The sequence below is a fragment of the Burkholderia sp. L-4 genome (assembly GCF_056856535.1).
In genome coordinates this window covers 3134490-3158963 of record NZ_JBXEOX010000001.1, presented here as the reverse complement: position 1 = coordinate 3158963, position 24474 = coordinate 3134490, and the positions used below count along the sequence as shown (strand labels likewise).

Here is a 24474-nt window from a genome sequence, read left to right as displayed (position 1 = left end):
AGTATAGCTGCCATTATGGTCCGCAACGGGACGGTTTGGCGCGTGGTGTAAACGCAGAAGGGAAAACGAGGGGAAGCGGGTTGCGCGGGGCGCCGGGACGCGCGCGCGGCCGGGCGGCCGCGCGCGGGAAGGGGGCCGGCGTCAGCCGGCCGCGACCTTGCGGGTCGGGCGCTTGAGCAGCGGCGCGAGGTACTTGCCGGTGAAGCTCGCCTTGGTTTTCGCGACCTGCTCGGGCGTGCCCTGCGCGATGATCTGGCCGCCGCCGGCACCGCCTTCGGGGCCGAGGTCGATCACCCAGTCGGCCGTCTTGATCACGTCGAGGTTGTGCTCGATGATCACGACCGTGTTGCCCTGGTCGCGCAGCCGGTGGATCACTTCCAGCAGCAGCGCGATGTCGTGGAAGTGCAGGCCGGTGGTCGGCTCGTCGAGGATGTACAGCGTGCGGCCCGTGTCGCGCTTCGACAGCTCGAGCGACAGCTTCACGCGCTGCGCCTCGCCGCCCGACAGCGTCGTGGCCGACTGGCCGAGGCGGATGTAGCCGAGGCCGACGTCGAGCAGCGTCTTCAGCTTGCGCGCGATGACCGGCACCGCGCTGAAGAACTCGTACGCGTGCTCGACCGTCATGTCGAGCACTTCGCTGATGTTCTTGCCCTTGTACTGCACTTCAAGCGTTTCGCGGTTGTAGCGCTTGCCGTGACACACGTCGCACGGCACGTAGACGTCCGGCAGGAAGTGCATCTCGACCTTCAGCACGCCGTCGCCCTGGCACGACTCGCAGCGGCCGCCCTTCACGTTGAACGAGAAGCGGCCCGGATCGTAGCCGCGCTCCTTCGAGGTCGGCACACCCGAGAACAGCTCGCGGATCGGCGTGAACAGGCCCGTGTACGTGGCCGGGTTCGAGCGCGGCGTGCGTCCGATCGGCGACTGGTCGACATTGATCACCTTGTCGAAGTGCTCGAGCCCCTCGATCGCCTCGTGCGGCGCCGGCTCGGCCGACGAGCCGTACAGGTGGCGGGCGACCGCGTGATACAGCGTGTCGTTGATCAGCGTCGACTTGCCGGAGCCCGACACGCCGGTGATGCAGGTCAGCAGGCCGACCGGCAGGTCGAGATCGACGTGCTTCAGGTTGTTGCCGTGCGCGTCGACGATGCGCAGCATCCTTTCGGGATCGGGCGCGAGCCGCTCGTCCGGATACTCGATCGTGCGCTTGCCGACCAGGTACTGGCCCGTCAGCGACTGCGGGTTCGACTGCACCTGCTTCGGCGTGCCTTCGGCCACGATCACGCCGCCGTGCTCGCCCGCGCCGGGGCCCATGTCGACGACGTAGTCGGCCGTGCGGATCATGTCCTCGTCGTGCTCGACGACGATCACCGAGTTGCCGAGATCGCGCAGGTGCTTGAGCGTCGCGATCAGGCGGTCGTTGTCGCGCTGGTGCAGGCCGATCGACGGCTCGTCGAGCACGTACATCACGCCCGTCAGGCCCGAGCCGATCTGCGACGCGAGCCGGATGCGCTGCGCCTCGCCGCCCGACAGGGTCTCGGCGCTGCGCTCGAGCGACAGGTAGTCGAGGCCGACGTTGTTCAGGAACGTCAGGCGTGCGACGATTTCCTTGATCACCTTGTCGGCGATCTCGCGCTTCGCGCCTTCGAGCGTCAGGCCGTCGAAATAGCCGAGCGCGTCGCGCAGCGGCCAGCCGCTGATTTCATAGATGCCGCGCGCGTAGTCGCCGGTGCCGATCCGCACGTGGCGCGCCTCGCGGCGCAGCCGCGTGCCGTCGCACGACGGGCACGGCTGGTTGTTCTGGTACTTCGACAGCTCTTCGCGCACCGCGACCGAATCGGTCTCGCGGTAGCGGCGCTCGAGATTCGGGATGATCCCCTCGAACACGTGCTCGCGGATCGTCGTGCGGCCGCGCTCGTTGATGTACGAGAACGGGATCGTCTGCTTGCCGGAGCCGAACAGCAGCACCTTCCGGATCTTTTCCGGCAGATCCTCGAACGCGGCGTCGATGTCGAATTCGTAGAATGCCGCGAGACTCTGCAGCATCTGGAAGTAGAACTGGTTGCGGCGGTCCCAGCCCTTCACGGCGCCGGCGGCGAGCGACAGCGACGGGTGCGCGACGACCCGCTTCGGGTCGAAGAACGTGATCTGGCCGAGGCCGTCGCATTCCGGGCACGCGCCCATCGGGTTGTTGAACGAGAACAGGCGCGGCTCGAGCTCCTGCAGCGAGTACGAGCAGATCGGGCACGCGAACTTCGAGCTGAACAGGTGCTCGCGGTCGGTATCCATCTCGAGCGCGATCGCGCGGCCGTCGGCGAGGCGCAGCGCCGTCTCGAACGATTCGGCGAGCCGCTGCTTCATGTCCGGACGCACCTTGAGGCGATCGACGACGACGTCGATCGTGTGCTTGTCGTTCTTCTTCAGCTTCGGCAGCGACTCGACCTCGTAGATCTTCGCGACGCCTTCGTTCGCGGTGCCGCCGCCCGAGCGCACGCGAAAGCGCACGAAGCCCTGCGCCTGCATGTCCTCGAACAGCTCGGCGTGCTCGCCCTTGCGGTCGGCGACGACGGGCGCGAGGATCATCAGCTTGGTTTCCTCGGGCAGCGCGAGCGCCGCGTCGACCATCTGCGACACGCTCTGCGCCTCGAGCGGGATGTCGTGGTCGGGGCAGTACGGCGTGCCGACACGTGCGTACAAAAGTCGCAGGTAGTCGTGGATCTCGGTGACCGTGCCGACGGTCGAACGCGGGTTGTGGGACGTCGCCTTCTGCTCGATCGAGATCGCGGGCGACAGGCCCTCGATCAGGTCGACGTCGGGTTTCTCCATCAACTGCAGGAACTGGCGGGCATACGCGGACAGGCTTTCGACGTAGCGGCGCTGGCCCTCGGCATAAAGGGTGTCGAACGCGAGCGACGACTTGCCCGACCCGGACAACCCGGTAATCACGATCAGCTTGTGGCGCGGCAGGTCGAGATTGACGTTTTTCAGGTTGTGGGTGCGTGCCCCACGGATACGGATCTGTTCCATGAACCTGGCGAAAATGGAGGGAACCAAACCTGCTACTATAACGGCTTTTCGAGACCGTCGTTTACGGCCCCCCAGCCTTTACAGCAGGTGGCAGCAAGGCGACACCCGCACCGGGGAAAGCGGTCGCGCCGCACGGTTCCGGGCGGCCCGCGGGCTGCCGGCATCGCGCCCCGACGCGTCGTCCGCCAGGCCTCCCGGGCCGCCGGTCCTGATCTTCCGCCGCCCGCCGCCGGGCGGACACCCCGATCATTCGAAATTCATTCCCGATGTCCAATCCGTCCGCCACGTCTTCCCGCATGACCGCGCCCGAACTGCGCGCGACCACGTCGCTCGCGGCGATCTTCGCGCTGCGCATGCTCGGCCTGTTCATGATCATGCCGGTGTTCTCGGTCTACGCGAAAACCATCCCGGGCGGCGACAACGTGCTGCTCGTCGGTATCGCGCTCGGGGCCTACGGCGTCACGCAGTCGCTGTTCTACATCTTCTACGGCTGGGCGTCCGACAAGTTCGGCCGCAAGCCGGTGATCGCCACGGGCCTCGTGATCTTCGCGATCGGCAGCTTCGTCGCCGCGTTCGCGCACGACATCACGTGGATCATCGTCGGCCGCGTGATCCAGGGGATGGGCGCCGTGTCGTCCGCAGTGCTCGCGTTCATTGCCGACCTGACCTCCGAGCAGAACCGCACGAAGGCGATGGCGATGGTCGGCGGGTCGATCGGCGTGTCGTTCGCAGTCGCGATCGTCGGCGCGCCGATCGTGTTCCACTGGGTCGGGATGAGCGGCTTGTTCGCGATCGTCGGCGTGCTGTCTATCGTCGCGATCGGCGTCGTGCTGTGGATCGTGCCCGACGCCGCGAAACCCGTGCACGTGCCCGCGCCGTTCGCCGAGGTGCTGCACAACGTCGAGCTGCTGCGCCTGAACTTCGGCGTGCTGGTGCTGCACGCGACGCAGACGGCGCTGTTCCTCGTCGTGCCGCGCCTGCTGGTCGACGGCGGGCTGCCGGTCGCCGCGCACTGGAAGGTCTACCTGCCGGTGATGGGGCTCGCGTTCGTGATGATGGTCCCGGCGATCATCGTCGCGGAAAAACGGGGCAAGATGAAGCCGGTGCTGCTCGGCGGCATTCTGGCTATCCTGATCGGCCAATTGTTGCTCGGCAGCGCGCCGCATACCATCCTGATTGTGGCGGCGATCCTGTTCGTCTACTTCCTCGGGTTCAACATCCTGGAAGCGTCGCAGCCGTCGCTCGTGTCGAAGCTCGCGCCGGGTTCGCGCAAGGGCGCGGCCACGGGTGTTTACAACACCACGCAGTCGATCGGGCTCGCGCTCGGCGGCATCGTAGGCGGCTGGCTGTTGAAGCACGGCGGCGCGAACACGGTGTTCTATACGTGCTCGGGGCTCGTGGCTGCGTGGCTTATAATCGCGGCCAGCATGAAAGCGCCGCCGCGCAAGGCCTGAACCTTATTTCGGGCAGGCACCGGCCGCGTGCCGGCTTGCCCGGCGGGCCGTTCCGGCGACAGGCGCGGGCGGCCCGGCATCGAATTTACTGGAGAAACACATGGCATCCGTCAACAAGGTCATCCTCGTCGGCAATCTCGGCGCCGATCCTGAAGTCCGTTACCTGCCGAGCGGTGACGCGGTTGCGAACATCCGTCTCGCGACGACCGACCGTTACAAGGACAAGGCGAGCGGCGATTTCAAGGAAATGACCGAGTGGCATCGCGTCGCGTTCTTCGGCCGTCTGGCGGAAATCGTCAGCGAATACCTGAAGAAGGGTTCGTCGGTCTATATCGAAGGCCGCATCCGCACGCGCAAGTGGCAGGGCCAGGACGGCCAGGACCGCTACTCGACCGAAATCGTGGCCGACCAGATGCAGATGCTCGGCGGCCGCGGCGGTTCGGGCGGCGGCGGTGGCGGTGACGAAGGCGGTTACGGCGGCGGCTACGGTGGTGGTGGTGGCGGCGGTCGCGGCGAGCAGGCGGAACGCGGTGGCGGCGGCGGCGGTCGTGCCGGCGGCGCGGCGCGCGGCGGTGCAGGCGGCGGCGCGCAAAGCCGTCCGAGCGCACCGGCCGGCGGCGGCTTCGACGAGATGGACGACGATATTCCGTTCTGATCGCCAAGTCGTCATCCCGCATCACGACGGGCCCGAATGTCCGAGTCAAGCCGCTTGCTTGGCCCGGGTCTTCGGGCCTTTCTTCGTTTGACGTCGTTCCTGCACTTTTTCCGTATGTCGTGCTCCGGGTAAAACGTGGCTGACGAACTTCCCGACCTCATCGCCGAACATCTCGACGTGCTGTTCTGCGGGATCAATCCGGGCCTGACCGCGGCCGCGACCGGGCATCACTTCGCGGGAAGAAACAACCGCTTCTGGCGCGTGATCCATCTCGCGGGCTTCACGCCGACGGAATTTTCACCGCAGGACGATCACATGCTGCTCCGGTACGGCTGCGGCCTGACGGCGGTCGTGAAGCGGCCGACGGCGAGTGCCGAGCAACTGTCGCGTGCCGAATTCATCGCCGCGGCGGCGGCGTTCGAGCAGAAGGTCGTGCGTTACGGGCCGTGCTTCGTCGCCTTTCTCGGCAAGGCCGCGTATGCGGCGCTGTCGGGGCAACGCGAAGTCGCGTGGGGGCTGCAACCGGTCCGCATGCAGGGCGCGAACGTCTGGGTGCTCCCCAATCCGAGCGGGAGAAATCTCGCGTTCGGTCTCGGCGACCTGGTCGACGCGTACCGTCCGCTTTATCTGGCCGCGACGACGGCGACACGACATGCGGCGCGATAAGACCGCTTTCGTCTGGCCGGGCACCGTGTTGCCGCGGGCGTTCTTCGATCGCGCGGCCACCGACGTCGCACCGCTCCTGCTCAACAAGATCCTCGCGGCCGCCGACGGCCGCGCCGGCCGCATCGTCGAAGTGGAGGCGTATGCCGGCGCGATCGACCCGGCGGCGCACACCTATCGCGGCAGGACGCCGCGCAATGCGACGATGTTCGGGCCGCCGGGGCATCTGTACGTCTATTTCACGTACGGCATGCACTGGTGCTGCAACTGCGTGTGCGGTCCTGACGGTGCGGAAACGGGCGTGCTGATCCGCGCGCTGGAACCGCTGCACGGAATCGAGCGCATGCGTGCGGCCCGGCCGCCGCAGACGCGCGATCGCGACCTGTGCCGCGGGCCGGCGCGGCTGACGCAGGCGATGGGCATCGATGGCGCGCAGGATGGCGCCGATCTCGTCGCTGCGCGCGAAGGGTTCGCGATCGTCGACGACGGCACGACGCCGCCCGCGAACCTGGCGGGCGGGCCGCGCATCGGCATTCGCGTCGGCATGGACTTCCCGTGGCGGTGGTGCGTGCCCGGCAACCGCTACGTGTCGGGGACGCCGCCGCGCACCTGATGCGTGCCGGACACAAGCCGCACGCCATTCGACCTGCGTCATGCGGTCGCCATTATTGACCGGCTAAGCTGCTCTTTTCGACGTTTGATCGAGGGGGCACCATGCGGCGGGTCGTGTTCAACCAGAAGGGCGGCGTAGGCAAGTCGACGATCGTCTGCAACCTGGCGGCGATCAGCGCGAGCGAAGGATTGCGCACGCTCGTCATCGACCTCGACGCACAGGCGAACTCCACGCGCTACCTGCTCGGCGATGCGGCCGCCGACGCGCAACCGGGCGTTGCCGGGTTCTTCGAAACCGCGCTGACCTTCAACTTCCGGCCGATCGACGTCGCATCGTTCATCCATCCGACCCCGTTCGAAGGGCTCGACGTGATGCCCGCGCATCCGGATCTCGACACGCTGCACGGCAAGCTCGAATCGCGCTACAAGATCTACAAGCTGCGCGACGCGCTAAACGAACTCGACGCCTACGACGCCGTGTACATCGACACGCCGCCCGCGCTGAATTTCTATACGCGCTCGGCGCTGATCGCGGTCGAGCGCTGCCTGATCCCGTTCGACTGCGACGATTTCTCGCGCCGCGCGCTGTACACGCTGCTCGAGAACGTGAAGGAAATCCAGCAGGACCACAACGCGGCGCTCGAGGTCGAAGGGATCGTCATCAATCAGTTCCAGCCGCGCGCGAGCCTGCCGCAACGGCTGGTCGACGAGCTCGTCGACGAAGGGCTGCCGGTGCTCGCGTCGAGGCTGTCGGCATCGGTGAAGATTCGCGAGTCGCATCAGCAGTCGAAGCCGGTGATCCATCTCGAGCCGGGGCACAAGCTCGCGCAGGAATTCCGCGCGCTGCATCGCGAGCTGGCCGGCTGATTCCGCATTCACCCGTGTCGACCGCGGCCGCTTCATGCGGCCGTATTTTCATTTCGACTCTCAATTCATCAGATCATTGATTTATTCAATAGTAATTCAGAAAACGATTTCATAATAATCCAGAAAAAACGATTACATCAGTGACCGCTCCATTTTCAATCGGCGTCGGTTTTCTAATAAACGGAATAATGGATTGGTAAATGTTGCGCGATGTCACGGCGCGCTATCCTGCAGAAAGGTAAAAAGGCATTGCGGGACCCGCGCCCCGGTGGAATCTTCTCCGTGATACCGGCGTGTGGTGGGTTCCAGCAGCTGCCTGAAATGATAATAAGGGTTTACACCTACCATTAATGCCATTTAATTGACAATTAATCGATCTAGAATGACCTCCTTCAACTTCCCGTACTCAAATAAGTGGCGGGTTGTCAATAAGGAGGCCGTTTGAGATCGAGCTTCCATTTTTACGTCGTCTCTCGCATTGCTAACAGGAGCGTGCCCGATGTCCGTATTTGCCCCCGAAAAACTCACCGCCGATTATCAGTCCGGTATTGCCGCGTGGTTTGCGATTGCCCGTCCGGCGATTCACGGCTTCGAGGCTGTCGTCGAACTCAACCTGCAAGCGGCCCGGACGGCGCTGGAAGAGTACGAGGACAAGCTGAAAAACGCCTTCAACGGCAACAATCCGGCCGCCGGCTTCGCGCAGCAGATTGCCGCACCGCAAGAAGCGGCCGGCAAGGTCGTGTCGTACGGCCGCCATCTGTTCGACATCGCGGTGTCGACGCAGTCCGAATGGGCGAAGGTCGCGCAGGCGCAGTACGAACAGAACGACAAGCGCCTGAAGGACGTGCTCGGCGAGCTGTCGAAGCACGCGCCGGCGGGTTCGGCACCGGTGGTGGCTGCGCTGAATTCGGCGCTGTCGGCGGCGACGGCCGCGGCCGACTCGGTGCGAGCGGCGACGGGGCAGGCGATCGAGGCCGCACAGAGCGGTTTCGATGCGGTCAGCGAAACGGCCACGCGCGGCGCCAAGCAGACGGCTGCCGCCGCGCGCAAGGACGCTGCCGCGCGCGAATCGGCTGCGTAACCGCACGACGGCGTGCCGCGTGAAAGCGCGACACGCTCGATCGGCGCCGGACGGCGTCGGGCGCCGCGTGTGCCATGCGGGGTCCGGCCGTCGTCCGGTTCGCCGCAAGGCGCCCGTACCGGTGTGCCGCCGGTGTGCGCGAGCGCCGTCCGCCCCCATGGCGGCGTGCGACCGTGATCGCGCCGGATGGCGCGACGGGTGCCATCGCCCGTTGCAGCCGGCGCGTGCCGGTGTCGGAACGACGAACTGATTTCGATGCAGGAATTGAACATGACGGACGTAGTGATCGTATCGGCCGCGCGAACCGCGGTCGGCAAATTCGGCGGCTCGCTTGCGAAGATTGCAGCGCCGGAGCTGGGCGCGACGGTGATCCGCGCGGTGCTGGAGCGTGCGGGCGTGAAGCCCGATCAGGTCAGCGAAGTGATCATGGGCCAGGTGCTGACGGCCGGATCGGGGCAGAACCCGGCGCGGCAGTCGCTGATCAAGGCGGGGCTGCCGAACGCGGTGCCGGGGATGACGATCAACAAGGTGTGCGGCTCGGGCCTGAAGGCCGTGATGCTGGCGGCGAACGCGATCGTCGCGGGCGACGCGGACATCGTGATCGCGGGCGGCCAGGAGAACATGAGCGCGTCGCCGCACGTGCTGCCGGGCTCGCGCGACGGGTTCCGGATGGGCGACGCGAAGCTGGTCGACACGATGATCGTCGACGGCCTGTGGGACGTGTACAACCAGTACCACATGGGCATCACGGCGGAGAACGTCGCGAAGGAATACGGGATCACGCGCGAGGAGCAGGACGCGTTCGCGGCGCTGTCGCAGAACAAGGCGGAAGCCGCGCAGAAGGCCGGCCGTTTCGACGATGAAATCGTGCCGGTATCGATTCCGCAACGCAAGGGCGAGCCGCTGCAGTTCGCCACCGACGAATTCGTGCGTCACGGCGTGACGGCGGAATCGCTGGCCGGTCTGAAGCCGGCGTTCTCGAAGGACGGCTCGGTGACGGCGGCGAACGCGTCGGGGCTGAACGACGGGGCGGCGGCGGTGCTGGTGATGTCGGCGCAGAAGGCGGCGGCGCTCGGCCTGACGCCGCTGGCGCGGATCAAGGCGTACGCGAACGCGGGCGTGGATCCGAGCGTGATGGGCATGGGCCCGGTGCCGGCGTCGCGCCGGTGCCTGGAGCGCGCGGGCTGGACGCCGGGCGACCTGGACCTGATGGAAATCAACGAGGCGTTCGCGGCGCAGGCGCTGGCGGTGCACAAGCAGATGGGCTGGGACACGTCGAAGGTGAACGTGAACGGCGGGGCGATCGCGATCGGCCATCCGATCGGCGCGTCGGGCTGCCGGATCCTGGTGACGCTGCTGCACGAGATGGCCAAGCGCGACGCGAAGCGCGGGCTGGCGTCGCTGTGCATCGGCGGCGGGATGGGTGTCGCGCTCGCGGTCGAGCGCGTCTGAGCAGGGCTTGGCGACACGGTTCGCCGCGGCGCCGGCTGGCGCCGCAGCGAACCAGACGGGTTTCGCGCATGACAAGCAGCCAATAATACGCGCGAAGGTTCCGGTGCGTACCGCACCCGCGACGCGGGCGGTGGCGTATCGAAGCGGTGGGGCGGCAGCAGGTACGATGCCGCCGCCCCGCATTCATCGATTACTTTTTTGTCGGTAATTTATAGGATGACTAAGCGAATTGCAGTTGTGACTGGTGGAATGGGCGGTCTTGGCGAAGCGGTCAGCATCAGGTTGAACGACGCGGGCCACCGGGTAGTCGTCACGTATTCGCCGAACAACGCCGGCGCGGACCGCTGGCTGACCGAGATGCATGCGGCCGGCCGGGCGTTCCATGCGTACCCGGTGGACGTGGCCGATCACGATTCGTGCCAGCAATGCATCGAGAAGATCGTGCGGGAGGTCGGCCCGGTCGACATTCTCGTGAACAACGCGGGCATCACGCGCGACATGACGTTGCGCAAGCTCGACAAGGTCAACTGGGATGCCGTGATCCGCACCAACCTCGACTCCGTGTTCAACATGACGAAGCCCGTCTGCGAAGGCATGGTCGAGCGCGGCTGGGGGCGCATCGTCAACATCTCGTCGGTGAACGGCTCGAAGGGTTCGGTCGGCCAGACCAACTATGCGGCCGCGAAGGCCGGCATGCACGGCTTCACGAAATCGCTCGCGCTGGAGATCGCGCGCAAGGGCGTGACGGTGAACACCGTGTCGCCGGGCTACCTCGCGACGAAGATGGTGACGGCGATCCCGCAGGACATCCTCGACTCGAAGATCCTCCCGCAGATTCCGGCGGGCCGGCTCGGCAAGCCCGAGGAAGTCGCGGCGCTGGTCGCTTATCTGTGCTCGGAGGAGGCCGGCTTCGTGACGGGCTCCAACATCGCGATCAACGGCGGCCAGCACATGCACTGACGCGCGGCGGCCCGCACGGCAGTCGCGCACGTGACGGGCCGCGTTCTGCACTATCCAGTGCCGGAGCGGCGGCAGGCGCGCCGCTTCGGCCTCGCATTCCGGAGAACGCATGGGCGACACCTGGATCGGAATCGCGATCGGCGGCACGGCGCTCGCCGTCGCGCTGACAGTGGCGGTCTCGCTCTACTGGCTCGAGCGGCGCCGCGCGCGGCTGCTGCGGAACTTCGATCATCGCGACGGCGGGCTCGTCGCGTACGGCAGGTGCTTTGCGCGCAGGCCGGTACGACAGGCACGCCGCATGCGCGGGACGCGTTGACGGCGGCAGCCTCGCGGCCGTGACGCGTCGCGATCGATGAATGGTCATTCGTTGATCGCGGTCCGTCCGCGCGCGACGCGCGTGATTAATCGTTCGTGCCGCTCTTTCCGGACGACTCGCCCGAGTCGCTCTTGTGGAAGATCCGCTTCGTCGTGCGCTTGGTAGCATCCCAGCCTTCGCGCGACGCGTGTGCGACGCCGTGCCCGACCGCCTTCGCGGCGCTCGCGGTCGCATGGCCGAAGCTGCGTGCCGCCTCGCCGGTCTTGTGCGCGGCTTCCTTCGAATCGCGCTTGATGTCCTGCTTCACTTCCGACATGTCCGCGTGCGCGATCGGGCTGATCAGCGCCAGAACGAGCGCGGTACCTATGAACTGACGAACTTTCACGACCTGGTTTCCTTGGGATTGGTTTCTTCAGCGAGGATTCGGGGTGCCGGCAGGCGCCGGTTGAAACGTGCCCGCGGCCGACGCGTCGAGCATCACCGCGGCGCGGCCGGACAGCAGCACGCGGTCGCCGCAGCGCAGCGCGAAGCCGTACAGCACCGAGCGGTCATCGCCGCTCACGCGTTCCGCCTCGACGACGAGCGGCTGATCGAACGTGTCCAGCCGGTCGACGAACGCGTCGACGTTGCGCACGCTCGCGAGATAACCGACGCGCGGGCGGGCTTCGTGCGCCCCGAGCAGCGCGCCGTGCACGGCCATCGCCTGCGCCGCGTATTCGATGCCGCAGACCGACGCGAGCCGGCCGTGCGAGCGCAGCGGGTTGTGCGGATCGCGATGGCTCGTCGCCGTGCAGCGGATCCGTTCGGCGTCCCATGCATCGACCGTATCGAGCATGCACATCGCGCCGGCGTGCGGAATGTGCGCGGCGATCCAGGCGCGATCGAGCGGCGGCGCAAGCGGACGCGCGGCGGTCATCACGCCCGCTCCGCGAAGCGCTTGGGGATCGCGATGTCGATCTGCACGCGCGTATCGTCGAGATAATCGAGCACGACACGCGTCGACCGCCGCGTGGCCAGTGCGTCGAGCAACGGCAGCACGCGCGCGGCCGGATTGCCGGCGCGCAACGCATCGAGTTGGGCATGCGCGAGTGTCGTCGCGGGCGCGTCGGTGAGCCGCACGTCGATACGGGCGAGCGTGCGCTCACGCTCATCGGGTGCGAGCACGAGTGCGACGCCGAACGCGTCGTCGATCGGCCGCACCGCGCGCAGCGGTTCCGGATAGTCGGTGTCGTACGCGATCAGCAGCGTCGGCGTGCGATCGACCACGACCTGGCACAGGCTCTCGAGCAGGCCGGCGGCAAAGCTGCCGTCGTGCGCGCACAGCACGTTCGACGTCGCCATCGCACGGGTCGCGATGCTCCAGTAACCGGCCGGCGCGTTGTGCACGGAGTTGTGAAAGCGCGTCGGCGACAGCTGGCGATCGTCGCCGGCCAGCGTCTCGCAGATCGCGTGGCAATTCTGGCCGTCGCCGCCGGATGCGCTGAAGACGGTCGCGAGCGTCGCGGCATCGCGGTCGCTCGCGGCCACGGCTTCGTGGCCGACCGCGAGCGCCGTGCGCACGACGGGGCCCGTGCGGCGCCGCTCGGCCGACGGCAGCCCGGCCGGCGGCGGCAGCGCGGTGCGCGCGGGCGCATAGGGTGCGCGGCCCGCGAGCACGTCGGCCGCGTGTGGCCAGTCGTTCAATCCGGGCCCGACGAGGCCGATGCTTTCGATGAAGGCGGTGAGTGTCATGGCGGGCCTCAACGGCGTGCGTGATCGGCGCGGCCGAGGATCAGGCTGCAATTGGTGCCGCCGAAGCCGAATGAATTGGACAGGACGGCGCGCACACGCGTGTCGCGGCTCGCGAGCACGTAGTCGGCCGCGAGCGCCGGGTCGGGTTGCGTCGTGTTGATGCCGGCCGGCACGAACTGCTCGCGCAGCGCGAGCGCGGCGACGACGGCTTCAAGCGCGCCGGCCGCGCCGAGCGTGTGGCCGGTCGCGCCCTTCGTCGAACTGGACGGCGTGCTGGCGAACAGCGCGCCGACCGCGCGGCTTTCGGCCGCATCGTTGCTCGGCGTCGCGGTGCCGTGCAGGTTCACGTAGTCGATATCGCGTGCGCCGAGGCCGGCGGACGCGAGCGCCTGCTCGATCGCGGTGCGCGCGCCGAGCCCTTCCGGATGCGGCGACGACATGTGATGCGCATCGCTCGATTCGCCGATGCCGAGCAGCAGGATCGCGTCGCCGTCGAGCGCGGCGGGCGGGCCGGGCACGCGCTCGACGAGCGCGAACGCGGCGGCCTCGCCGATCGAGATGCCGTCGCGCGCGACGTCGAACGGCCGGCACGGCCGACGCGACAGCAGCTCGAGCGAATTGAAGCCGTACAGCGTCGTCAGGCACAGCGAATCGACGCCGCCGACGACGGCCGCGTCGATCAGCCCGGCCTCGATCATGCGGCGCGCGGAGCCGAACACCTTCGCGCCGGACGAGCACGCGGACGAGATCGCCATCGCCGGCCCGCGCAGCGCGAAATACGCGCGCACGAATGCCGCCGGCGAATACGGGTTGTGCGTTTGCGCATAGCGGAAGCCGGCCGGCAGTGCGCCGTTCGCCGGGTCGCGGTGCCGGTATGCGTGTTCGGTCTCGAGGATGCCGGCCGTGCTCGTGCCGACGAACACGCCGACGCGTGCCGCACCGTAGCGCGCGACGGCCGCCGCAACGCTTGCGTCGAAGCCGTCCTGCATGAGGCCGAGCTGCGCGAGGCGGTTGTTGCGGCATTCGAAGTCGGCGAGATCCGCGCGCACGGGGTGTGCATCGACCCCGTCCACCGCGCCGATCCACGTGTCGAGGTTCGCGCGCTCGAAGTCGCACGGCGTGAGCCCGCCACGAGCGTGGCGCAGCGCATCGAGGGTCGCGCCGAGGCCGCGGCCGATGCAGCTGGTGGCGGTGAAGTGCGAGAGCAGGAGAGGTTTCACGAGGGTCGCATCCGGTGGCCGGAACGGGCGCCGCAGCACGGCTGGCAGGCGCGCCGTTCGAGGTCAGATTTTATCAAACGGGGGGGCCGGAACGCCGGGCTGGCCGGACGGTTCGGGCGCGAGCGCCGCGCGCAGCGTGGTCCAGTGCAACTGCGCATCGGCGGCGGCGTGCAGTACCGCCTGCAGCACGTCGAGCACGACCGGTTCGCCGCGCGCATCGCGTGCCGCGTGACCGTCGTGCACCAGCAGGATGTCGCGCGCATCGAGCCCGTGCAGCAGGCGCTGTGTGACGATCGCGGCATCGCGGGTGCGCGTGTCGAAACCGCGCCGCGTCCAGCTGGCGAGCTGCAGGCCGAGTTCGCACAGCACCGGTTCGAGAAACGGATTGCGCAGGCCGGCCGGCGCGCGGAAGAACAGCGGGCGCGTGCCGGCGATCTCGGTCAGCGTCCGTTGCGCGGCCGAGATCTCGCGCCGCAGTGCGGCGGGCCCCGACAGCGAGAACGTATGCCGGTGCCGCTGGCTATGGTTCTCGACCGCATGGCCGCGCGCGACGATCGCCTCGATCCACCGCGGATGACGGCGCGCGAGATCGCCGATGCAGAAGAACGTCGCGCGCGCGTCGTAACGGTCGAGCAGGTCGAGCACGCGCGGCGTGACGTCCGGGTCCGGGCCGTCGTCGATCGTCAGCGCGATCCGGCGGCCGGCACCCGTCGGCAGACGCGTCCAGTTCGGGCCGAGCAGCGCGCTGCGCGGCCACAGGCCGGCGGCCGTCAGCGCGAGATGCGACGCGACCACGCCACCGACGGCCCACGGCCACGCGGCCGGCTGCGCGATGACGGCGGCCGCCGCACCCGCGTGCAACGCGGCCGCGCCGGCGATCAGCGGCGTCGGTTTCCAGCGGCGCGCATCGCCGGCCCGATGCGATGGAACGGACGGCGGCGCGTTCATGCCGGACTCCGTTGACGACGATCGCCGGCCGCCGCGGCGCGCGGCGCGAGAATCGCCGCGAAGGCGAGCGCGAGCATCGCGCCGGGGCCGACGGTCAGCCCGAAGGTTTCGAGCAGCGGCACGCGCGACAGCGCGAGCAACCCGAAGCCGGCGACCGTCGCGAGGTTCGCGATCAGCAGCGACACGAGCGTGTACGGCGTCACGGGCTGCGCGTCGTCGCGCTTGCAGAAGAACAGCGCGTAGTTCGAGCCGACCGCGACGATCAGCAGCATTCCGACGAGATGCAGGATCGTCAGTTGCACGCCGGCCAGCGCGAAGCCGGCCGTCACGACCAGCACGGCCGCGACGAGCGGTGCGAGCGCGCGCGCGGCAACGCGCGGCGAGCGCAGCGCGATCAGCATCAGCACGGCGATCGCGGCGAAACCCGCGAGCGACAGCCGGATGTCCTCGCGCACGTAGCTCACGTAGAGGCGATCGGCTTCGGCCTTCATGTCGACGAACAGCGCGTCGGGCACGCCCGCGCGCGCGACGGCCGCGCGAATCGGCGTCGCGTCGAGGCCGGCCGCCGGTTGCGCGGCGCGTGCGGCGTCCGGCGCGCGCAGCGGCAACATCGCGTTCCAGCGGCCGTCACGTTCGGTCAGCAGCGCATCGACGGCCAGCGCCATCGACGTGCCGCGCAGGTCCGCGCGGGTCAACAGCGGCGCGTGGCGTGCGGCGTCGACGTCGGCGATGAACGGTGCGAACAGCTCGGGCTTCACGGCGATCGGCTGGTTCGCGACGGCGTCGCGCATCCGGGCGGCGAGCACGTCCGTATCCGGCAGGCTCGCGAGGCGCGCGCGCTGCGCGGCATCGCTCGGCAGGTAGCGCGCGGGGCTTTCGAAACCGGCGAGCGCGCCTTGGTCGACGAGCGGCTGCAATTGCGCGGCGACTTTCTCCGCGCCTTCGAGCGCGGCCTGTTCGTTCGGCGCGGCGATCACGACGAGGTAGCGCACGTCGGGCGCGCCGACGTCGGCGCGCAGTCGCGCGTCGAGTGCCTGCGCCGGCGCCGGCACGGGGCTGAGCGCGGCGAGTTCGCGGCTCCACAGGCCGTCGCGATGCAGCACGAGCGTCGCGGTCGCGGCGACCACGAGCGCGGCGAGCGGCCAGCGCAGCCGCGGCGCGGCATCGGCCGCCAGTGCGAGCGCCGCGCCGATGCGCGATACGTCGCGGATCGCGACGTGCTCGCCGCGCAGGTGCGGCAGCACGAAGCGCGTGACAAGCGCGGCGGCCGTCAGCCCGACGATCGAATACAGCCCGAGCTGCACGAGGCCCGGGAATCCGGAGAACAGCATCGACGCGAATCCGCACACGGACGTCAGCACGCCGAGCCGGATCGTCGGCCAGTACGCGGCGCCCCATGCGCGTGTCGCGTCGCCCGGGCGCGCGGCGCCGCGCGTGCCGGCCTGCGCCGATTGCACGAACAGGTAGATCGAGTAGTCGACGGCTTCGCCGATCAGCGTCGTGCCGAAACCGAGCGTGAGCCCGTGGACCGTGCCGAACGCGACGCTGACCGCCGCGATCCCGGCCGCGACGCCGGTCAGCACCGGCAGCAGCCCGAGCGCGAGCGTGCGCGGCGAACGGTACAGCGTGAGCAGCAGCGCGACGATCAGCACGACGCTCGCCGTCGACAGGCGCTCGACGTCATGCCGGATCGTGTCGCGCGTGTCGACCGAGAACACGCCGGGGCCCGTCATCGCCAGCGTGTTCGCCGCTGCATTCGGGACGGCCTGTTGCGCGGCGGCGAACGCGCGGCGCACCGTGTCGATCGCGCGTGCCTGCGCGTCGGTATCGGCGCCGGCGGCGGCCGTCTGCACGACGAGCACCGCGCGCGTGCCGTCGCGCGATGCCCACACGCCGTCGCGGCTCGCCGGTTCGGCCGCACTGTCGAGCTGGTCGACGAGCGCGGTGACTTCGCCGGTCGGGTCGCGCGGCAGCATCGCCTTGGCGACGAGGCCGGCCGACGAGCTCAGCAGGTCGAGGCTGTCGCCGAGCGCGCGGTGCAGGCCGTCGGCGCTGAAGCGCTGCGGCGTGACGGCCGGGCTCAGCAGGTAGCGGTGATCGAAGACGAACTGCCGGTCGCGCGCGTCGTTCGCGGCCTCGCCGTTGTGCACGGCCGCGAATTGCGGATCGGCGCGCAGCGCGCCGGCGACGCGCCGCGACAGTGCGGCACGCGTGGCCGCATCGCCGCCGTCGATCGCGACGAGGATCAGCCGCGACACGATGCCGTCGCGCAACTGGTCGACGAGCACGCGCTGTCCGGCGCTCGGCGAACTCGGCAGGAACGCGGACAGGTCGGCCGTGAAGTGCGCACGCCCGATCGCGACGCCGCATGCGGCGAGCGCGAGCAGCCACACGAGCACCGCGCGCTGCCGCCACACGTGCAGGCGGCGCGCGACGGGGGAGGGGCGCGTGCGTTCGTCCATCAGTTCGCGGTCGCCGCAACGGGTTGCAGGCGCATCACCGACCGGTCGCCGTCGGCCTGCCGGATCGCGACGCCGCGCAATTCGTCGCGCGTGCCGTCGAGCGTGATCGTGCTGACGACCTTCAGCATCCGCGCGTCGAGCGGCGTGAGCGTCAGCGTCCAGTCGTCGCCGCGCCCGGAAAGGGCGACCTTGTACACCTGTTCGAGCGCGAAGCGGTTGCCGGCGAGCGTCGCGCGGATGCTGTCGATGAACGCGCCGAGTTCCGGATAGCGCGCGAGCGCGAGCGTGAACGTGCGGTTGTTGCGCTCGACCGTGAGCATGTCGCCGTCGACCACGAGATGTTCGGGCTTCGGGCTCAGCGTGTGCTTTTCCAGATGATCGGGGGCGACGAACACGAGCTCGCCGGACGATTCGACCGGCTGCGTGGCGATCGACAGGTACTTCGTCTCGGTGAACGTCGCGCGTCCCGACTTGTGCCGCGCGAGCGTCGACATCAGCTGGTCGAGGTTCCACGCAGGCGTCGTGTCGGCCGCGCGCGCGGGCATGGCCAGCGCGAGCGCCGCGGCCGCGGTGGCGAGCAGGCGCGCGGCGCGGCGCGCCGCGAACGGAAGCGGAAAGCGGCGAACGGCGGTCATGCGTCGGAATCCCTCGTGGCGGGCAGGTCGGCACCGGCGTGCGCGGTGTCGCGGCGCGCGGCCGCGGCGTCGCCGTCTTGCCAGAAATCGAAAAAGTTGAACCAGTTGTACGGCGCCGCGCGGCAGTACTTGTCGAGTAGCGCGACGTAGCGCGCGAGTGCCGTGTCGACGGCCGCCGCGCGCGTGTCGCGCCGCACGTCGGAGAAATCGGCGAGCGTCTCGAAGTGCACGTCGTAGCGGTTGCCGTCGCGATAGAGGCCCGTCATGAAGATCACCGGGCGCTTGAGCATCGCGGCCATGTACAGCGGCCCGCGCGGGAACGCGGCCGGCGTGCCGAGCAGCGGCAGCCGCCGCAGCGACGCGGCCGCGTCGTCGAGCAGCGTGCGATCGGCGAGCATGCCGACCATGCAGTTCGCGTCGAGGCGCTCGCGCACCTTCAGCATCGAGTCGACCTGCCCGAGCGGAATCACTTCGGGCTTCGCGGCCGGGTTCACCGCGGCGAGCGTCGCGTTGATCCTGCGCGCATTCGTCTCGTACATCGTGACGACGACGCGCAGGTCCGGATGCGTGCGGCCGATCGCGCGCACGACCTCGAAGCTGCCGAGGTGCGCGCCCATCAGGAACGCGCCGCGGCCGCCCGCGAGCGCATCGTCGACGAGCGTCTCGCCGTGCAGCCGGATGTCGAACAGGTCGAAGCGTCCGTTCATCAGGTAGATGCGGTCGTGAATCGTCGCCGCGAACGTGAACACGTGCCGGTACACGTCGCGCCAGCGCGCGGGGCGGCCGAGCACGCGGCGCAGGTAATCGCGCGACGCGGCGCACGCGGCCGGCGAGAACAGCACGAAGTACGTCGCGATCAGGTGCAGCACGAGGCGCGCGCGCTGCCGGCCGAAGCGCAGCGAGATCCACGTCATCGTGCGCAGCAAACCGGCGTTGCTGCGTTCCTGGCGTTCGGCCCACGCGGTGCGCTTCATGGCTGCGCGCCATCCCGCGCGGCCGGCGGCGCGGACAGCACGCCGGTCGCGACTTCGCGCGACCCGACGCGCAGCGTGAAGCGGATCGCGCCGCCGGCCGCGGTGTCGTATGCGAGATCGAGCGGTTCGCCCGGGGCGACCGGGCTCAGGAATTTCGCGGAACCGAGCCGCCATGCGTGCAGCGGGCGGTTCAGCGCCGTGCCGATCGCGCGGATCGCGTGATCGAGCAGCACGACGCCCGGCACGACCGGATGGCCGGGGAAGTGGCCGGGCAGCGCCGGATGATCGGCGGGAATCGTGAACGCGAGTGCGGAGGCGGCGGCGGCGCGTTCGGGCGCCGGCGCCGCCGTCGCGCGCGCATGTTGCGCGACGAGCGCGGCGAGCACGTCGCGCGGCAGCTTGCCCGTTTCGTTGCGCGGCAGCGCGTCGACGAACACGAGCGGGCGCGGCATGAATGCAGGATCGATCCGCTCGCGCAGCGCGCGCTGCAGATCGGCGGCCGTGAGCGTCGGCGCGACGACGAGCGCGACGAGGCGCGTGACCGGTTCGAGGCCGGTATCGCCGTGCGCCGGCGCGGCTTCGTCGGGCATGAAGAACACGCCGTCGACTACCTGCGCAATCGCGTTGAGCTGATGATTCAGGTAGGCGAGCGACGTACGCTTGCCGGCGATGTTCACGAGGTCGGCCTTGCGGCCGTGCAGCAGGAACCGGCCGTCGCCGAGCAGTTCGAGCGCATCGCCCATCGGCACGGGCGCCTCGACGTGCCCGCCCGATACCCACACGGTCGGCCCGCTGTCGTCGCCGTCCGGTTCGGCGCGCGCGTCGAGGCGGATGTCCGGGAACGGTTCCCACGCCGCGCCCCGCGACGTGCGGCGCGTCGCGATCTGGCCGGTTTCCGTGCTGCCGTAAATCTCGACGAGCGGCGCGTCGAGCGCGGCTTCTGCTTCGCACGCGAGTTTTTCCGACAGCGGCGCGGTGGCCGACAGCACGAGCGCCGCCGGCGGCAGCGCATGGCCGGCGGACAGCAGCGCCCGCAGGTGGATCGGCGACGTGACGAGCACGCGCGGCTGCGGGATCGCGTCGAGCTCGTCGCGGATGTCGACCGGGTAGAACGGCTGGCGGTTGCTGAACGCGAGGCCGCCGATCAGCGCGAGCAGCACCGTCGACTCGAAGCCGTACATGTGCTGCGCGGGCACCGTGCCGATCAGCGTGGCCGCGCGCCCGTCGAGCAGCCCGAGGCGCTCGGCCGCCGCGCGCACGCAGCCGACCAGGAAACCCCAGGTCTTGCGGTGCGGCACCGGCGTGCCGGTCGAGCCGGACGTGAACACGTAGGCCATGATTCGCGCCGCGTCGATCCGCGGTACGGCGAACGGCGCGTCGTCCGCAAGCGCGCCGGGCGCGGCATCGGGATAGGCGAAGCGCGGCAGGTCGATCGTGCAGTCGGGCGCGTCGTGCAGGCAGAACGCGTCGGGTGCGAACGAGGCGAGCTGGCGGACCATTTCCGGCGTGTGCGTCGACGGCAGCAGGCTGATCTTGCCGGCGACGAGCGCCGCGCACAGGCTGACCGCGAAACGGTAGCGGTCGCGGCACACGTTGAACACGTGGCCGCCGGCGGGCAGCGCGGCGGCCACGCGCGCGACGTCGGCGACGAACGCGCGCACGGTGACGGGCGTACCGTCGCGCCAGGCGATCGTCTGGTCCGGCGAGGAATGGAATACCAGCGGGTGAGTCGGCATAAATCGGTCAAAACGGGGCGAAGGCCGGCGCGGCGGCGCGCCGGTCATGAATTCATCGTGACGCCTGCGACGCGTGTGTCGTCGCGCGGTACGCGCGCACCGCGTCGGCCATCCGGGGCCGCGGTTCGTGCGGCAGCGCGAAGCGCCGGCACGCATGCTCGGCGGCGAACATCACGGCGACGAGCGGCAGCGACAGGTAGTTCGCGAACGTCGACCACGTGACGATCGGCGCGGTCGCGAACAGCAGCGTCGACACGGCGGCGGTCGCGACGAAGAACAGCGTCCACGCGAGCGTGATCCGCCGCGTGTAACGCGCGACGGCCGGCGTGACCGTGCCGTGGATCATCGCCGCGAAGCGCGTGCACAGCGGCACCTGGCCGGCCGCGAGCGTGCGGCCGAACAGCAGCGCCATCGCGAGGTTGAAGCTCGCGTGTTCCAGATACAGGCCCCATTCGAAGTGCCGCGCGAGCGGCGCGCGAGCCCCCCACAGCGCGGCGGCGGCCAGCAGCCACGCCGGCACGAGCCATGCGCGCCGCGGCGAACGCAGCGCCGCGCCGAGCGCGAGCAGCAGCGGCGGCACGAGCGCCATCGCGAGCCCGAAGCCGTGCGCGCCCGGCGTCGCGCTCGCGTAGTGCGCGCCGGCCTGGTAGGCCGCCACGGCACCGACCGCTGCCGCGCCGCGCAGGACCGACAGCAGCCGGCTCATCGGCCGCCTCCGTGCGCACGGCGCGGGCACCGGGCCGCGGCCGCGGCACGGCGGCGGACGGGCAGGCGAACCGGAACGGAGCGGAAGGGCGGACGCGGCATGACTGGAGACATCGGGCGGATCGTGGCCGGACACGGTGGTCGGGCCGTCAAACATCATATGAATGGCGGCCGGGACGCGGGTCCGGGCCGGTGGTCGGGCACGCTCATTTTAGGGCCGCGGCGCCGCGCGTTCGGGGCCGGTGCGACCGGGTTTTGTAACCGATTGTATGGCACCGGGCGAACGGTTTCGCGGGGTCGGTCCATTTCCATCCAAAGCGGCTCAAGCGTCTCGTGCATTCGCGTCGCGAAACGGGCCGCGGCGCCGGCTCGCCAGTCTGTAACCATTCACGGTATACGCCCCGATACCCTTCGTCTAGAATCCGCGTAACTTTTACAAACCATCCCCAGACAACGCAGGCGGGGAAGCCGGCAGACGCCGGAGGGACGGAGATTGGCACGCGCCGGGCGTGCACGACGGTTGCCTTTTCCGGGCGCCTTCCGCTGCCATGGGCCGCCTGCCCGCACGCATGATGAACGCACTGGAACAAGAGCTCGCCACGCTGATCATCGGCGAACTGAATCTCGAAGACGTCCCGCTCGACACAGTGACGGCCGACACTCCGCTGTATGGCGAAGGTTTCGGGCTCGACTCCATCGACATCCTGGAAATCGCGCTGCTGATCTCGAAGAAATTCGGCTTCGAACTGCGCTCGGACAATCCGGACAACCAGACGATCTTCGCGACGCTCGGCGCGCTGGCCGCGTACGTCGCCGCGCATCGCACGAAGTAACGGTGGCGCGCAGTGCATGACGGGATGCGGCGGCGATCGGCGTACGGTTCGCCGTCGCGTCGATCGAGGTGAAACGCGATGAACGGAGCAATTCGATGCGGGCGCTCGTGACGGGCGGCAGCGGCGCACTCGGGCAGGCGATCTGCACGGCGCTCGCGCAGGCCGGCCATGAAGTATGGGTGCATGCGAACCGCCATCTCGCGCAGGCGGAGGCGGTCGCGCAGCAGATCGTCGCGGCCGGCGGCAGCGCGCATGCGATCGCATTCGACGTGACCGACGCCGAAGCGACGCTCGCCGCGCTGAAGCCTTTCATCGACACGTCGCCGGTGCAGATCCTCGTCAACAACGCAGGCATTCACGACGACGCGCCGATGGCCGGCATGTCGCAACGGCAATGGCACAGCGTGATCGACGTGACGCTCAATGGCTTTTTCAACGTCACGCAGCCGTTGCTGCTGCCGATGATCCGCACGCGCCGCGGGCGGATCGTCAACATCGCGTCGGTGGCCGGCGTGACCGGCAATCGCGGGCAGGTCAACTACGCGGCCGCGAAGGCGGGGCTGATCGGCGCGACGAAGTCGCTGTCGCTGGAGCTCGCGTCGCGCGGCATCACCGTCAACGCGGTGGCGCCCGGCATCATCGAATCGCCGATGGCCGAACAGGCGTTTCCCGCCGAACGCATCAAGCAGCTCGTGCCCGCGCAACGCGCGGGCCGGCCCGACGAAGTCGCGGCGATGGTCGCGTATCTGGTGTCCGACGCCGCGGCTTATGTGACGGGACAGGTGCTGTCCGTCAACGGCGGTCTCGCGTGACGACGCGCGCCGCGTCCGTCGCGTAACGCAACGCGGCGCAGGGCCGTGTTGCCGCGCGGCCCGCGCCGCATAGTGAGGAAATCGAAGTGTCCGTGCATCCCGTCGACGCCGAACGGCGCTCGTGTTCGCCGCCGTCCGCCACCGCGCCGTTCGCGCATGGCGGCGACCGCGCGCTGCGGCTCGTCCAGATGAGCCATGCGCGGCTCGTCGCGTTGCTGCATGCCGCGCGGCTCGACCACGTCGTGCCGGGCGCGCTGGGCGCGGTGTGCATCGGCGCGGCCGGCTCGCATGCCGATGCCGCGCAACGGATCCTTGCCGATACCGCGCCCGACCTGCCGGTCGCACCGGTGCGGATGGCGCTGCTCGGCGCCGATGCCGCGCCGCACGACGCCGTCTGCGAAATCTGGCAATGCGATGCGCGCGACCTGCGCAGCGAACGGCGCGGCGCACTGCACTACCGCTACAGCGAAACGGCCGGGCTCGTGTTCGGCAGCCTCGTCGTGCAGGAGACGCATGTCACGCACAATGCGTATGACGGCGGTACGCCGCTCGAGCGCGCGACGTTCGATGCATACCGCATGCTGTTCGGCCTGCTCGATGCGCTCGACATGCCGCATCCGCTGCGCATCTGGAACACGGTGCCGGCGATCAACGCGGTGCAGTTCGGGATCGAGCGCTATCGTCAGTTCAATATCGGTCGCCAGCAAGCGTTCGACGCGTGCCATCGCGCGCTGACGGGCGGCGTGCCGGCCGCGTGTGCGCTCGGGTCGGTCGTGCCGGTCGCGGGCGATGCCCCGCCGGCCGCGCCGCTCGCGGTTCATTTCCTCGCGAGCCGCACGCCGGCCGATCCGGTCGAGAATCCGCGCCAGGTGAGCGCGTACCACTACCCGGCGCAGTACGGCCCGCGTGCGCCGACGTTCGCGCGCGCCGCCGCGTGGGCCGCTGGGGCCGCGGCGCCGGTGCTGTTCGTATCGGGTACCGCGAGCATCGTCGGGCATCGCACCGTGCATCACGGCGACGTCGTCGCGCAGACGCGCGAGACGGTCGCGAATCTCGCGGCCGTGCTCGAGCAGGCCGCGCGGCAGGGGCATGGCCCGTTCTCGCTCGCCGACCTGAGCTATCGCGTCTACGTGCGCGACGCCGGCGATGCCGCGGCGCTCGCCGCGATCGGGCGCGTGCTGCGCGACGCGGCCGGGCCACGCGTGCGGCCGCTGTTCGTGCACGCGGACGTGTGCCGCGACGACCTGCTGGTCGAGATCGAGGCCAGTGCGGGACATGCAATGGAGTGGCTGTCATGAAGCGCGAGAACCTCACGATCCGGCAACCGGCGA

23 protein-coding genes are annotated in these 24474 nt (G+C 69.4%); 12 read left to right on the top strand and 11 right to left on the bottom strand.

Annotated elements, in window-relative coordinates; genetic code table 11:
* Positions 1-141 precede the first annotated feature (141 nt).
* Positions 142-3027 carry an excinuclease ABC subunit UvrA gene (gene uvrA / locus AC1VVG_RS14725; protein ID WP_034189285.1) on the bottom strand — a complete coding sequence of 962 codons (2886 nt, stop codon included), beginning with the start codon at positions 3025-3027 and terminating at the stop codon, positions 142-144.
* 266 nt (positions 3028-3293) lie between these two features.
* Here uvrA and AC1VVG_RS14720 point away from each other — a divergent pair, with 266 nt between their 5' ends.
* From AC1VVG_RS14720 to AC1VVG_RS14680, 9 genes are all read left to right on the top strand, one after another.
* Positions 3294-4481: an MFS transporter gene (locus AC1VVG_RS14720; protein WP_034189286.1), complete on the top strand. Its 1188-nt coding sequence runs from the start codon at positions 3294-3296 to the stop codon at positions 4479-4481.
* Positions 4482-4581: 100 nt separating this feature from the next.
* Positions 4582-5136, top strand: a complete 555-nt coding sequence (locus AC1VVG_RS14715) for a single-stranded DNA-binding protein (protein WP_482835802.1) — start codon at positions 4582-4584, stop codon at positions 5134-5136.
* Positions 5137-5271: 135 nt separating this feature from the next.
* Complete coding sequence (gene mug, locus AC1VVG_RS14710; protein ID WP_059558716.1) at positions 5272-5802, top strand: G/U mismatch-specific DNA glycosylase; 531 nt, start codon at positions 5272-5274, stop codon at positions 5800-5802.
* Positions 5789-6412: a DNA-3-methyladenine glycosylase gene (locus AC1VVG_RS14705; RefSeq protein WP_059558714.1), complete on the top strand. Its 624-nt coding sequence runs from the start codon at positions 5789-5791 to the stop codon at positions 6410-6412. The genes mug and AC1VVG_RS14705 overlap by 14 nt, the downstream gene beginning before the upstream one ends.
* Before the next feature lie 101 nt (positions 6413-6513).
* Positions 6514-7278 carry a ParA family protein gene (locus tag AC1VVG_RS14700; protein WP_034189290.1) on the top strand — a complete coding sequence of 255 codons (765 nt, stop codon included), beginning with the start codon at positions 6514-6516 and terminating at the stop codon, positions 7276-7278.
* 499 nt (positions 7279-7777) lie between these two features.
* Positions 7778-8359, top strand: a complete 582-nt coding sequence (gene phaP, locus AC1VVG_RS14695) for a TIGR01841 family phasin (RefSeq protein ID WP_034189291.1) — start codon at positions 7778-7780, stop codon at positions 8357-8359.
* 270 nt (positions 8360-8629) lie between these two features.
* Entirely contained in the window at positions 8630-9811 is a 1182-nt protein-coding gene (locus AC1VVG_RS14690) for an acetyl-CoA C-acetyltransferase (protein WP_226194141.1), read from the top strand.
* Between the two features lie 216 nt (positions 9812-10027).
* Complete coding sequence (phbB, locus tag AC1VVG_RS14685) at positions 10028-10771, top strand: acetoacetyl-CoA reductase (RefSeq protein ID WP_034189605.1); 744 nt, start codon at positions 10028-10030, stop codon at positions 10769-10771.
* A gap of 109 nt (positions 10772-10880) precedes the next feature.
* Entirely contained in the window at positions 10881-11087 is a 207-nt protein-coding gene (locus tag AC1VVG_RS14680) for a hypothetical protein (RefSeq protein WP_034189604.1), read from the top strand.
* An 85-nt stretch (positions 11088-11172) separates the two neighbouring features.
* Here the strand turns inward: AC1VVG_RS14680 and AC1VVG_RS14675 are convergent, their stop codons facing one another.
* From AC1VVG_RS14675 to AC1VVG_RS14630, 10 genes are all read right to left on the bottom strand, one after another.
* The gene (locus AC1VVG_RS14675; protein WP_059557098.1) at positions 11173-11472 is read right to left on the bottom strand and encodes a hypothetical protein; all 300 of its coding nucleotides are present in this window, start codon (positions 11470-11472) and stop codon (positions 11173-11175) included.
* A 27-nt stretch (positions 11473-11499) separates the two neighbouring features.
* Positions 11500-12003 (bottom strand): hotdog family protein, encoded by a 504-nt coding sequence (locus AC1VVG_RS14670; protein ID WP_034189602.1) that lies wholly within the window; start codon positions 12001-12003, stop codon positions 11500-11502.
* Positions 12003-12818: a beta-ketoacyl synthase chain length factor gene (locus AC1VVG_RS14665; protein ID WP_482835801.1), complete on the bottom strand. Its 816-nt coding sequence runs from the start codon at positions 12816-12818 to the stop codon at positions 12003-12005. The genes AC1VVG_RS14670 and AC1VVG_RS14665 overlap by 1 nt, the downstream gene beginning before the upstream one ends.
* Positions 12819-12826: 8 nt before the next feature.
* Positions 12827-14038, bottom strand: coding sequence for a beta-ketoacyl-[acyl-carrier-protein] synthase family protein (locus tag AC1VVG_RS14660; RefSeq protein ID WP_482835800.1), 1212 nt, complete (start codon positions 14036-14038; stop codon positions 12827-12829).
* Between the two features lie 63 nt (positions 14039-14101).
* A complete protein-coding gene (locus AC1VVG_RS14655) occupies positions 14102-14986 on the bottom strand; it encodes a polysaccharide deacetylase family protein (protein ID WP_124671248.1) in 885 nt (294 codons plus the stop codon).
* Positions 14983-17448: an MMPL family transporter gene (locus AC1VVG_RS14650; RefSeq protein WP_482835799.1), complete on the bottom strand. Its 2466-nt coding sequence runs from the start codon at positions 17446-17448 to the stop codon at positions 14983-14985. Before AC1VVG_RS14650 ends, AC1VVG_RS14655 begins: the two co-directional genes overlap by 4 nt.
* On the bottom strand, positions 17448-18083 hold the full coding sequence (locus tag AC1VVG_RS14645; RefSeq protein WP_482835798.1) for a LolA-related protein: 636 nt from the start codon (positions 18081-18083) through the stop codon (positions 17448-17450). Before AC1VVG_RS14645 ends, AC1VVG_RS14650 begins: the two co-directional genes overlap by 1 nt.
* Positions 18080-19057: an LpxL/LpxP family acyltransferase gene (locus AC1VVG_RS14640; protein ID WP_482835797.1), complete on the bottom strand. Its 978-nt coding sequence runs from the start codon at positions 19055-19057 to the stop codon at positions 18080-18082. Before AC1VVG_RS14640 ends, AC1VVG_RS14645 begins: the two co-directional genes overlap by 4 nt.
* The gene (locus AC1VVG_RS14635) at positions 19054-20793 is read right to left on the bottom strand and encodes an AMP-binding protein (RefSeq protein WP_482835796.1); all 1740 of its coding nucleotides are present in this window, start codon (positions 20791-20793) and stop codon (positions 19054-19056) included. Before AC1VVG_RS14635 ends, AC1VVG_RS14640 begins: the two co-directional genes overlap by 4 nt.
* 52 nt (positions 20794-20845) lie before the next feature.
* Positions 20846-21499, bottom strand: a complete 654-nt coding sequence (locus tag AC1VVG_RS14630; RefSeq protein ID WP_226230483.1) for a COG4648 family protein — start codon at positions 21497-21499, stop codon at positions 20846-20848.
* 547 nt (positions 21500-22046) lie between these two features.
* Here AC1VVG_RS14630 and AC1VVG_RS14625 point away from each other — a divergent pair.
* From AC1VVG_RS14625 to AC1VVG_RS14615, 3 genes are all read left to right on the top strand, one after another.
* Complete coding sequence (locus tag AC1VVG_RS14625) at positions 22047-22331, top strand: phosphopantetheine-binding protein (protein WP_080287884.1); 285 nt, start codon at positions 22047-22049, stop codon at positions 22329-22331.
* Positions 22332-22426: 95 nt separating this feature from the next.
* Positions 22427-23143 carry a 3-oxoacyl-ACP reductase FabG gene (gene fabG, locus AC1VVG_RS14620; protein ID WP_034189595.1) on the top strand — a complete coding sequence of 239 codons (717 nt, stop codon included), beginning with the start codon at positions 22427-22429 and terminating at the stop codon, positions 23141-23143.
* 86 nt (positions 23144-23229) lie between these two features.
* Complete coding sequence (locus AC1VVG_RS14615) at positions 23230-24441, top strand: chorismate transformation FkbO/Hyg5 family protein (protein ID WP_482835795.1); 1212 nt, start codon at positions 23230-23232, stop codon at positions 24439-24441.
* The last annotated feature ends 33 nt before the right edge of the window (positions 24442-24474 follow it).